This is a genomic window from Ruegeria sp. C12 (assembly GCF_056537745.1).
The window spans coordinates 678,914-690,925 of record NZ_JBQFSA010000001.1 but is presented as its reverse complement, the minus strand read 5'-3'; the positions used below and the strand labels follow the sequence as shown (position 1 = coordinate 690,925).

Below are 12,012 nucleotides of genomic sequence, written 5' to 3'. Positions count from 1 at the left end.
ATGGTCGCACGTGGTCGTTTCTTCCTCTACGACAGCATCGTTCCCGCCCTTGAAGCGGGACGGTACCGGCTGCGCGGCGATCTGGATATTGCGGCGACGGAAGACGGCGATGCGGCCTCGAACCTCGGGGTGCGCCCGTTGGAGACCCATATCAACGTCACCGCGCCACGGCTGAAACTGCCGCCGGATCAGGCGCTTATGACGTTTCCGCCTGCGAATTCCGAAGGAGCCTATGAATCCCGCCTGCCGCAGATCGTTCTGAAAAAGAAAACCCTGCCGTGGGATCGAAAGGCGGCACAGGATGGCACCATGTTCGGCGATCAGGAGGTGACTGAGCGCACGCCATGGCTCGCCCTTGTCATCATCGCCGAGGGCGAAGGCCAGATCGAGCATGACATTCCATGGCAGGACTGCGTGACCGAAGGGGTCGATCTGCCCGGTGACAAGGATGTACCGACCGCCACCCGGCTTTCGGTTGCCGCATCCGTGGTCAGGCGCGTGTTCCCAACCGTCGAAGATCTGCCGCTGCTGACCCATGTCCGAGAGGTGAATATAGACGATACCGAGGCCGCAATGGGCGATGATGACGGCTTCCTTGCGGTGGTCATTGCCAACAGGATACCGCAGTTCGATCGGGTGAATTGCCGACCCAAGGCCTATACCGCCTGTCTTGTGAACCTTGAGGGGCAACTGGGTGTCCTCCCCGCCCCGCTGCCGCCCAGACCGTTTTTCGATATCTCCGATCTGGTGTTCAGCGACGAACTTGCCGTGGTCAACAACGCCATCGAGACCGGGGCGGCAATCACGCCTCAGATCGATGGTGAAATCAGGGATCTCGACACCACGGACGGCAACGCGATGGCCGAAGCCATCCGTCGGGGTGAGGTGGTGTTTCATGACGGAGCCATGATCGACCGGGCGGGGACAACCAATGGTGGCCTGGCCAATCTTGGGCCGATCTCTGGCGCTGCGTTACTGGACGGAGACTTCGCAACCCTGTCCTCCAACCAAAGCACAACCTTCAAACTGCAAGGCGTGTTTGACGGGTTTTCGATCCCCGTCGACAAGGTGTTTCAGGACCAGATCTTGCGCTTTCCTGTTTTGACCTCGTGGCGGTTCACCTGCAGCGGTGCGGGCAGTTTCGAACAGTTGATGAAAAATCTCGATGTGGGGTTGCTGGGCCGTCGGACTGGCAGCGGGTTCGCCCGCCCGCTGGCCGATTGTACGCCGGACACCGGGGGCGACAGCTCTGGCCCCGCCCCGGCGTCCCGTTTGCCGCTGGAGGTGGCGAAAAGTGGCCACCTGTCCCTGCCCTACAGAACCCGCGTCGGCGATGGTGAAAGCGCGTGGTACCGGGGGCCGTTCTCGCCCGTTCGGCTGCAACGCGACCTGCCCGGTACGTCGGGTCGAACACTGGCACATGTCAGCGACCATCTGCGAACGATGACCCCGGGGGGTGAAGAGGATGTCTCGCTTGCCGTGGCCTTTGAAACCGGGCGTCTTCTGGCCCTGTCGCAGCCGTCGTTCATCGCCGCGCTCAAACGGTGGCGGGCGGAACGGTTTGGTGCGGCACGGGCCAAGGCCGGGATCGATTTCGCGATCAATGACCAACTAGGGCTTGCCGCGGTCGCGGTGCCAAATCCAAATGTCTTCGACACGCTGTTGAAAGCCCGCTTTGCCCGAGAGCTTGAGGCCAGCCTGATCCAAACCGTCAGCATCAACCCCGAAACCAGCGTCGCCGCCCTGCGCCCGCGCGTGGATATCGGCAACCCGGTCCCCGAGTTGGACGACGACCCCACCCGCATTTTGGCCGAAGGTCTGCAGCTGGATCGGGCCGTCGTCGGTGCCTTGCTACGGCAACCCGATGACGAGGGCGCGCTGGCCCAACTTATGGAGCAATCGCCAACGGTTGCAGGGGCCACCGTTCAGCCGGATGCAGAGATCGCGGCGCGGCTTGTCGACACGCTGGATTCCGGCGTGCGGCAGCTTGCCCGCTTTGCCGTTGGTCCCGACGCGCTTGAGACAGGCGATCTGGATCAGGTGCAGGACTTTGACAATCTTGGCGATTTTCTCGCCGACCGTATCGAAAGGACCCGCAGATGAAGCTGTCAGACAAGCTTGGGTATGAACAACTGCACGCGGCCCTGAACCTCGACCTGTTCCTTGCGGCCCCTGATGGGGAAACCGTGGCGACGGACAGTGTGCTGACCTTTCTGGCGCGGCTTCGCATGTTGGAAGGCGTGCCCTTTAACACTCTGGTACCGGATTCCGATCTTCTGCCGGTCGAGTCGATACGGTTCTTCTATCTCGACAGGGCCTGGACGGACGCGCTGGTGCAGGGCGCACTAAGCGTCGGAACCGCGAATTCGCTGGAACGTGCGCAATTGGAACGGCTGTATCCGCAGATCGAGGAAGAAATAGACGAAGCGGAACGCCGTGTCCGCTCACCCGGGTCCGAGCCGAACCTGACCGGATCCGCCGGGATCGTGACCGGGTTCCTGATGCGCTCGGCCGCCGTGGCGGGCTGGCCGGGGATGCACATCCGCGCCTATGACGCGGAACCGGTGGACAATGATGAAGACATCGTGCCGGAGTCTCATCCCGACCGGATCAAGCTGCTGCGGCTCGAACGACTGGCCCCGTCGGTGCTGTTGGCGCTGTTCGACGGCATTCCCAATGTCATCCATATCGAAGAACCCCGGCAGGGTCTTCAGTTTGGCGTCCGGCTGGATGAACAATCCAGCGGGCGCTGGCGGGCCTTTGTGCCCGCACGGGACGTGCGGACCGCCGGATATGTGGATGATGATGGCGTTGCAGTTGAACCGGATGACGATGACCCCACCGCCCTGTCGGCCCTGGCAGCCCAAATCCCGGTCCGCTTTCGCCCCGGGTCCGCCGGGGTGCTTGATCTGTCGAACACCGCCCGCGCTTTTGCCGATGCCGAGGGCACCGGTATGACAGACCCCAATCCCGGCACGGAAATCGACGGGGCCGAGTTTGCGATGCAGATGATCCGCTTCCCCTACCGTCAGGTCTTTGCACAGACCACCACGACCGTTGTCATTCAGGATGCGGCATTCACGCCGAACCTGGCCGTCACGCCCGATTACGCCGAAATCCTTCGCCACCGCCTGGACGAGAGCTGAGCCATGGCCAACCCGATTGATCCGCAGCTGATGCAAGCCATCCTCGCCCGTCCGGGCTGGTCGATGGCCGTTGAACTGGGCGACACGGCGGTGTCCCGCCTCGACCGGTTCGCAACGCCGCCACCGCCGCCGCCTGCACTGGTCGTTCCGGTGGATGTCCGCGCGCTTTACGTGCCGGTCAATCATGATGAAGACTATGTAAGGCTTCCGATGGAGCTTGGCGGACCGGCCAGCGATACGGATGAACCCGCCCCGCCCTTCTCGGATCCGCAACCCCGGGACCCGGGCATTCACATTCACTGGGCGCTGCCCGATGGGTTGTTGCGCGGTGATCTTGAGGATGACGAGGATAGCCCGCTTTCCCTGCGTCCACTGCCGAACCGTTGGCTGGTGGTGCGGATGACCGGCCCCGAAAACACACGCACCGTTGATCTGCGCGCCTGGGTCGTCGCGTCAGAGACGGGCCGGGTCTACGATCTGGAAGATTACCCCGATGGCGACAGCGCAGGCGACGGTGATCAGTTGGAACCCGACGAGTTGGACGGGGTCGTGGGCGGCTCACCAAGCTGGACGGCGGGGTATGACTCGACACGCAACCGGTTCGGGTTTCACGATCCGCTGACGGACCTGAACCCGAACCAGATCACCACACGCCTTGCCTCATACGTGATCATTGGCTGGTGGTCCGAACGGGCGTCGGACCCGCTGGCCAAAAGCTTCTGGCCCTTTGCTGTTTCGCGCACGCTGGACGAGCTTGGCTGGACCGCGTCCCCGGCCCCCTATGAAGGTGCAATCTCACAACCGGTTCAATCCGGTTTGGCGGGCTTTGCGCAGACCCAGTTCCGCGCATCCTCCTCTACGGTGACCGACAGTTTCGACACACCGGTCGAGGCCGTCTCGGCCCGTGGCCTGCGGGTCACCGATACGCGCACCGCATTGTCACTGTCCAGCGCGCAGGCCGCATTGGCCAGCGGGTACGAACCGCTTGTCTTCGACGCGGTGGCAATGTCGCTGGTGACCATGCACTACGATACTGTTCTGCATGGCCGGGTCATGGGGGTTCGGATCACCGGGCCGGTCGGGCGCGATTTGGCCCCCCGCCCGCCTGCCATCGGAATTGCGTTGGGGCCGACCCTTGAACGATTGATCGCCGCGCAGGTGGCCGACAGCTTAGGCCTGACCGACGGCGAGGAACGGGAATACACCGAAAGCCTGCTGACCGCCGTCGCCAATGGGGCCATTCGCCGCTTGGGCGAACAAGACGGCATCATCGCGCTGGACGAAGCCGAACATGGCGACGGATTTGAATCCTTCCGTGGTCGCGAAGTCTATGAGGACGTGATTGTCGAGCGGCGGCAGACCGACATCAAGGCCGGGCGGCCCGTGCGCACGAAGATCGCCACGCTCGCCTCGAAGCCGCCGCCAAAGGCGGACGTAATGTGGCTTGGCACCAAATCCGGGTCCAAAAAGGCCAATCTGAACGAGTTGCGCCGCACGGCAAAGCTGGAAACCGACAAACGGTTCCGCACCCAGCCCGACGACGAAGGCCCGACCGTCCGGCGCATTCGCCGACCAGCGCCCCGCTATCATCGCGCGGTGCCTCCGGTTGTTGGGTTGCGCGACTTTGGACGCTCGAACCGGTTTGACGACTGGCGTTTCACCGAAGACAGACGTTTACGCTGCCACTGGGCGCGTGAGTTGCCAATTGCCTTCGGTCGCCGCTTTGAAGCGCGCGATTACGTACCTGCGCTGCCCAACCTGTCCAACTTGCCGGGCCAGACCCGCCGGATATTGGAACACAGCTTCCTGTTCGACATCTACATGCTGGCCTGGATGCTGCAAGCCATCGAGCAAACCTCGGAACCGGCAGAGGCCCCGGCGGTGCAAACCCGCGTGCGGGCCGAAATGGCGCTGCGGTTCTCGCCCGAGGGCAGCTATGACGGCACGCCGCCACTGGCCGCGAATACCACACCAATGGCGCGGGCGACGCTGAGCGACGAGTTGCTTAGGTTCTCGCTTGCCGAAGGGCGCGAGCCCAGCCCGGTCGGAATAACCATGTGGTCCCAACCCTGGGTGCCGGTCTGGCTGGAATGGGAGGCGCGTCTGGAAACCGGCCAGGATTTTGACGGCTGGAAACTGGGCCGGATTGAATTCGAAGGGGCCTCTGACGTTGGCGGGCAATCCCTTAACATCCTCGGCCGTTCGCCCATTACCGATGGTCTGCACGATGCGTGGACGAGCCTGATTGCCGACTATCTGGACGCCGAAAACCAGCGCGACGAGGATGAGGTAGGCGAGATTTCCGAGGCGCATGAGGCGCGCCTTGCGCAGCTCAGGACTTATCTGGACCTTGCGGATCTGGGGTCGGTCACGCTGGATCAAGTGGGTGACCTGTGGCTGGGCCTCGAACCCCAACCCGACGGGCAAGAGCGTGACGTGCCCGAAGCAGTCGCCGATAACATTCGGGCGGTCGGGCTTCCCCGTCTGATCGCAAGTGGCCGCCTGAGCCTTGTCCGGGCGCGGATCGTCGATTGTTTCGGGCGGTTCCGAGACCTCAACACGCAGCGGTTGGTGCGCCCTCATGCACTGTCCAGCACGGATGACGAGGATCGCCCGGCCCTTGAACTGCCGCCACGCCTGTCGCTGCCCGGTCGGCTGATGTTCCGCTTTGTCGATCCGGCAGACACATCTGATGAACCCGCCGAAGCCCGTCTGAATCAGGCGAACCCGTCGCAGGGCATCAGCCCCATCGCGGGCTATATCCTGCCGGATTTCATCGACGAGTCGCTTGAGATGTTCGATGCGCAAGGCAACCCGCTGGGCGAGATTCTGCAAGACCCGGTCGCCGGTGGTCTGGTCTGGGAAGGCGCGGTTGGCCGTCCCGGACCGGCTGTTAACGACCCCGAAGTAGGCCTGCCCCCGGCGGCGCAGGTGCTGGGCCGGATCGCGCGCGGGATGATCGACGCGGACGCGCTGCGCACGCAGGATCCTGAGACCGCAGAAGACGAAAGCGCGCTGTCGGCCTTCCTGCGCGCGGTTGATACAACAATGTGGGGCGTGGACGAGGCGCAGGTTCAGGCCGGAGCCACGATTGCAGGACTGGTCGGACGCCCGGTCGCCGTGGTGCGGGCGACGCTGTGGCTGGATATCCCAACCGACCTTTCGCAGATTGATGCCTTTGGTGAAACAGCCGAAGCATTGTCCCAACTGCTTGACGACGAAGGCGTATTCGAAGCCGTCAAGGCGCGCGCTTTCGAGGTTGCGCTGGGTGAGGTCGCCAAGGGCTATGACGGGCTTTACGGCTATTTCGTCGGCGACGATTTCCGCCGCTTCCGCCTGATCGAGAAATCCGTCAGCAAGGCTGCGCCCGCTGCCGGGTTGGGGTTTGGGTTCCGCGCCATTCTGGGCTCGGCCACGTTGGCGGAACCGTCGCCGCTGACCTCACCCTACATCGAACCCGGCGGGCGTATCTTCACCCATTCGGGGCAGAAGGTGCAGTTGACGTTGTTGATGAACCCCGCCGCGCGGGTGCATGCGACATCCGGGATTTTGCCGAGAAAGTCTTTGGAATTGCTGCGCGATTGGGTGGCTCCGGGGTTGGAAAAGATTGCCCCGTCAGCGCGGATCGGTCCGGTTCTGATCGATCCCGACAAGGTGCGCCTGCCGAAGATCGCGGCCTTTGGCAAAGACCAGCGGTGGACCCGCCGCAACAGCCCAATCACCTGGCGCGACGATCCTATTCTGGCGGCAACGCAGGCTGCCATCCTGCCGGACGGCCCGGTTTCGGTTGAAGAAGGCTGGATACGGATCGGGGCCAGCGACAACAGCGAGGAAGGAGGCACCTGATGGCACGCTATGACTGGCCACGCGATCTGAGGAAACCGCCCGAATCCCTTGCTGGTCGGGCCGAGGCCAACGCAGCGCGCGCCAATGGAACGGCTATCGGAGGGAATCTGGGTAATCTTGCGGCCTTGGGCGAAGTGATCGAGGGGGCCTTTGACGAAGAACGCCAATGGATGCCGCTGGGCCCCTTCATTCTGCGCAACGGTCAGGCGGACGGCGACCCAGTGGTTGCAGGGCGCATTCGCGATATTCAGGTGCATCCAAACGGCCAGCGTGCCTATGCCGGGGCGGCCAACGGCGGTGTCTGGTACACCGACGATGCCGGGGAAAGCTGGGCACCGCTGGGCAGTTGGGCCCTGGCCGCGGCCACAAGCCGGGACGATCTTGTACTGACTGTCGGCGCATTGCTGGTCGAGTGGGGAGAAGACGGCGGAGGTGCCGACGACCCCGCCTTGGACGCGGTCTATGTGGGAACCGGCGAGCTTAAACCATATTTCTCACTCGGTCCCGGGGGCAAACATGCAGGGATCGGGGTACTTCGCCTGAATGGAACGGTCGAGCAGGCGATTTCGCTGGTCGGGGTCAACCCGTGGCAGCGCGAAGGTGGTGAAGAACTAATCGGCGCAGGAATCTACCGTCTGGCCCGTGACCCCGGAACCCCTCTCGCCCCTGACCCGGCAAATGAGGCGACCCTTCTGGCCGCAACGTCCCGTGGTCTGTTCATGCGCCAAGGCCGTTTTGTCGAAGACCAAAGCTGGACATTTGTCGACTTCACGGATGGTGAGTTCACCGAAGATGACGATGGGGCCTGTACCGATCTGCTTTGGACCGATCAGGGCCTGTTTGTCGCGCTGATGGGGGCGGACGAGGATCTGGATGGCATCTGGCTTTCGACCGGAGGGCCGACCGGCACGTTCCAACGCATCGCGCTGCCGGACCATGATACCGGCACACGCCTTAGCCTTGCGGCCTCCCCTAATGAAGCAAGGCGAATTTACGTTGCCGGGCTGAAAGAATCCAACGTGGCGGACAAGAGAGGCCTTGGCCAGGGGTGGCTGATCGATCTGTCACACACCCCTGCCGGAGTGTCCGGAACGCCCGTCGCAGCGGTGTCGATCGATGACTGGCCCGTGGGTGTCTATACGTCCTCGGTCACTCAGGACGGGACCGATTATGTGATCGAAAGTGACCAATCACATTATGACCAGTGCATCACGGTTGTGGACAATGGTTCGGGCGACGATGTCGTCTTCATCGGCGGTCAGGGAATGAACAGCAACGCGCTGATTTTCCGTCTGCCAATCACGGGCACCGCTGCGGCAAACGATCTGTCCGCCGGGTTCACCGCCGCCAACCAGACGACAGCCGATACCGACCCGACCTTTGCCGGCCGCGGTATCCACGCAGATGTTCACGCCCTGCGTCCGGCGAATAACACGCTTTGGGTCTCGTGCGATGGCGGTGTCTTTACCCGGCCACTCACGGCGGGCGGCTCGGGGACGTCGCGCAATGTCGGTCTGCCGACGTTGGAACCGGGCTACGTACAATCCCACCCAACGCTTGACGGCCACCTGATTGCGGGTTTGCAAGACAATGGGTTTATCGAACGCATTGGCGGCAGTTTCTGGGACCAGATTTATGGCAGCGACGGGGGTGGATGCGCCTATCACCCAACGCGACCGCATATGGTGGTCAAGCAGACCTTCAACGCAGACTGGGATTTCATCCCCGCCCGCCAGCCACGCGGACCCGCTGTCCGGCATGCATGGAATCGAAAATGGGATTCCGAAAAGGCAGAAAACGGCCGGGCCAGTTTCTACTCCAACCCGCTGGTCCTGCCGGGGGAAACAGACGACACAGCACGGGTGTTCATAGGGACCGACCGGATATGGATGACCAACGACTGGTACGGGCATCGCCTGAGAACGGATTGGATGAGTTGGGTGACACTTCCATCTGCCACCGATCCCCATTCGGCCCGCAGCACCACCGAGCCAGGTCGGGATTCGCGGAACCGCGTCTTTCGCGACCAGCTCCGTTTTGAAACCCTAAGCGACAAGGTCGTCGCATTGGATGCACTGGTCGAGGGCGAACCGCCCGATTTTGAAGGCACCAGCATCGCGGTGCTGTGCGAACGCACGGTTCGGATATTCACGTTCGAGGGAAACAACCCCAGCTGGACCGGACGCAGGGCCGCCATCATCAGCGGCAACCGGCCCAGCAACAAAAAGGCCGAAGGCGATGAGCCTGATCCGTTTCTGGACTACCTTCCCTACTTTTCCGGAACCTCATGGACTGCCATCGCAAGACACACAGATACAACGCTGTATGTCACAACCTCGGGTCGGACGCGCCGCGACGGGGATGGCGAACTGATCACGGATCCGAACTTCGATACGCTGTGGTGGTATAACGGCGACGGGCGATGGTATCCAACCGGGCTGCATTTAACCGAGCCGGACGTGGCAACCGGCACCAGCGGCACCCCTGCCTCGGCCCATGCGGTGCTTGTGGACCCAGACAACCCGGATGTGGTCTGGGTCGGCACGCGGGTTGGTGTTTTCGAAGGACAGATCGACCAGTCCGGGGCGCATCCGAGCTGGACCTGGCGGCCTATCATGGACGGCTTGCCCCAGACGCTGGTCGAAGACCTGTCTCTGTTCCGGTCCGGCGACCGGCGGTATCTGCGCGCCGCGCTTGTGTCTTTGGGCGTTTGGGAGCGCGACGTGTCAGACACCCCGCACTCGGTCGGGCGCAGCTATATCCGGACCTTTGAGTTCGACACCGGGCGCGGCGATCTGCCAGACCCGGCCTGGGCCCCGCGAACGGACCCGTCCAATCCCAGCAACCGCCCACTGGTCACGCACAACAGCCCGGATATTCTGTTCGTCGACACCCCGCCGATCGAGGTGCTTCTGAACGCAAACGAAGTCAATTTCGCAGCCGCGCGCAGCCTTAACCTGGCAACCGCATCAAATGGCTTCAGCGCTTTTGTGCAGGTCCATCATCGGCACGTAACCCCCTTACCCGCAGCAGATATTCAGATAAACTTGTTCTACCTGAGTTTCGCGCGCGGCCTTGGGCTTGACGACATTGAGGTCAGCGACAATCTACGCAACGCAATTTCTGCGGGCGTGACCGGAACGAACGCCCAGCGCGATTTTGCGATACCAGATCCCGGTCTTCACCTTCGCTTCCTGCGCAGGGCGAACCCCGAAGACCCACTGTTCAGCCGCAAAACCGGTATAGCCCATTTCGACACGGTCGATCTAACGCGCGCCGCTGGCGAGGCAGCACAGGACAGGGTTGCCCTTATCGCCGTACTTGATCCTGCAAATCGGCCCTTTGACGTTGCAGAGATTTCGCCCCGCTCGGGGGAAACCACTGTGACGCTGGATCAGGTGATGCGCCGTTCGGCCTATCTGGCCGCCCGCGCCTTCAATCGGTTCGACCCAAGCCCCTGAGGTTCAGCCGTCTGGGCTCATGCGATCCGACAGAGGATGAACGGTGACACGCAAGCCGGCCTTCGGGTTCAGGCGATCAGCCGATGTCGTACTCGTCCGCCCCGCTCCAGGACAAACGCTCTTTCACATAACCTGCGACAGAAGAGGAAACCTGTCCAAAGCCTTCGCCCCAGTCCAGGTCTTCGGACGCTTCATCCGAAGTACAAAAGGTCTGCAACACAGCGGCAAGATCACCGCAATCCGACGCGCGAGAATAGGTGTAGAGCAGCAACCGCATGGTATAGGCATGCGCCAGCAAGGCCCGGGCCAGAACAGGTCGGTTGGTGAAACCAAATCCAAGGAACAGTCGTGCAGGCTCAGCCATCACTTTCTTGAGCTCCTGATCGTTACGACAAAGCTCTTCAAACTCACCATAATCAACTGTTCGTTGCGACTGATCATCACCAACGATCATGGCGTCTATCAAGCGATCCAGATGCCCGATAACCAACCCTTGCCGCCGGTATTGCGCTGGGTTTTCAAGGGTTTTTTCCTTCCAGTCCGGAACGTTGGGAGAGTACGCCAAAGATGGTTCAAGCCCGGCAAGCTCAAAGTCGTCGGTGAACGCATAATAGGACAGCTTCAACAGGAAATATCGGGCGCGGATATTCTGATCCAGTTCGATATCGACGAAGGTCGCGGACCTTTGAATCAGTCTGAATATCGCAAGCGGCAGGAAGAGTTGGTAGATGGTTGAACGAAGGTAATAACCCTCGGTTGCCAGCCAACGTCCGTCTGCTTCGCCCAGATGGCCCTGCCGCTGCGTGCGTACCAAGCTGGCGACGCGGTAATACCCGCCTTCTGCGGCCTCAAACAGTTGGAAGAACAGCGGCTCGATCTCAGCATACAGTCTCTTGCGTGCTTCGAATTCATATGAGGTTCGCGCGTCATTAAGCGCCGCGTCCTTGGCCAGCATCGCCTTGAGTTTTTCCAACCGACGCGCGCTGAATGGGCTTAGAAAGGCGACAAAAACAGCGACCAGTGCGCTGACCAGGGCAGACACGACCGTCGCCTGACCGGCAGGTGTCAGGGTATGAAACCAAGCAAACATAAGATTTACCCAATCGCCCACCTCAGAGACAGAAAACGGTCACGGTCTGGTCATCAGTTCGGCAATCACCAGTCGGCGAAAACTAAGGAAAATAAGCACGCCAAACACGGCGTCGAAGGCAGCGAACCATAGGAACGGCCCCCCATGCGCAACGAAGGTTGCCACCATCAGCGCCCGCCCCAGCACGGCAATGACATTGGGATAACGCTGACGCACCGGATCAAGCGCGCCGGGGATTTGCATGACGGTCACAAAGATCAGCGTCGCCCCCCAGACCGAGGGCCAGGGGTTCTCGGCCCCAGCGGGCAGGCCCACAACACCCAGCGAAAACGCCGGGCAAAACAGGAAAAGCCCGCCGATGACGATTTGAAGCGCCAGCACAAATCCGAACAGACGGCGATGAGATTTGATCCGGTTGTCGGCCTGGGCGCGGGTCCAGCCGATGGATAACGTATCGGTCATGTTACTC

The 12,012-nt window shown here is 62.0% G+C and carries 6 protein-coding genes; 4 read left to right on the top strand and 2 right to left on the bottom strand.

Annotated elements, in window-relative coordinates; translation table 11 throughout:
* The 4 genes from ACR0C9_RS03200 to ACR0C9_RS03185 are packed head-to-tail and all read left to right on the top strand — an operon-like array spanning nt 1 to nt 10,453.
* The gene (locus ACR0C9_RS03200; RefSeq protein ID WP_480780363.1) at nt 1-2,103 is read left to right on the top strand and encodes a hypothetical protein; all 2,103 of its coding nucleotides are present in this window, start codon (nt 1-3) and stop codon (nt 2,101-2,103) included.
* Nucleotides 2,100-3,146 carry a hypothetical protein gene (locus ACR0C9_RS03195; protein WP_480581881.1) on the top strand — a complete coding sequence of 349 codons (1,047 nt, stop codon included), beginning with the start codon at nt 2,100-2,102 and terminating at the stop codon, nt 3,144-3,146. The genes ACR0C9_RS03200 and ACR0C9_RS03195 overlap by 4 nt, the downstream gene beginning before the upstream one ends.
* Before the next feature lie 3 nt (nt 3,147-3,149).
* Nucleotides 3,150-6,992 (top strand): hypothetical protein, encoded by a 3,843-nt coding sequence (locus ACR0C9_RS03190; protein WP_480780362.1) that lies wholly within the window; start codon nt 3,150-3,152, stop codon nt 6,990-6,992.
* Nucleotides 6,992-10,453, top strand: coding sequence for a hypothetical protein (locus tag ACR0C9_RS03185; protein ID WP_480780361.1), 3,462 nt, complete (start codon nt 6,992-6,994; stop codon nt 10,451-10,453). The genes ACR0C9_RS03190 and ACR0C9_RS03185 overlap by 1 nt, the downstream gene beginning before the upstream one ends.
* Nucleotides 10,454-10,529: 76 nt before the next feature.
* Here the strand turns inward: ACR0C9_RS03185 and ACR0C9_RS03180 are convergent, their stop codons facing one another.
* Together ACR0C9_RS03180 and ACR0C9_RS03175 are read right to left on the bottom strand one after the other, a co-directional pair.
* A complete protein-coding gene (locus ACR0C9_RS03180) occupies nt 10,530-11,543 on the bottom strand; it encodes a hypothetical protein (protein WP_170451777.1) in 1,014 nt (337 codons plus the stop codon).
* Between the two features lie 39 nt (nt 11,544-11,582).
* Nucleotides 11,583-12,005, bottom strand: a complete 423-nt coding sequence (locus ACR0C9_RS03175) for a hypothetical protein (RefSeq protein WP_170451779.1) — start codon at nt 12,003-12,005, stop codon at nt 11,583-11,585.
* Between the last annotated feature and the right edge of the window lie 7 nt (nt 12,006-12,012).

What these genes read in the sequence shown, in the direction of transcription:
- ACR0C9_RS03190 (WP_480780362.1), top strand. Translation starts at nt 3,150, where the DNA reads ATGGCCAACCCGATTGATCCGCAGCTGATGCAAGCCATCCTCGCCCGT.
- ACR0C9_RS03180 (WP_170451777.1), bottom strand. Translation starts at nt 11,543, where the DNA reads ATGTTTGCTTGGTTTCATACCCTGACACCTGCCGGTCAGGCGACGGTC.
- ACR0C9_RS03195 (WP_480581881.1), top strand. Translation starts at nt 2,100, where the DNA reads ATGAAGCTGTCAGACAAGCTTGGGTATGAACAACTGCACGCGGCCCTG.
- ACR0C9_RS03200 (WP_480780363.1), top strand. Translation starts at nt 1, where the DNA reads ATGGTCGCACGTGGTCGTTTCTTCCTCTACGACAGCATCGTTCCCGCC.
- ACR0C9_RS03185 (WP_480780361.1), top strand. Translation starts at nt 6,992, where the DNA reads ATGGCACGCTATGACTGGCCACGCGATCTGAGGAAACCGCCCGAATCC.
- ACR0C9_RS03175 (WP_170451779.1), bottom strand. Translation starts at nt 12,005, where the DNA reads ATGACCGATACGTTATCCATCGGCTGGACCCGCGCCCAGGCCGACAAC.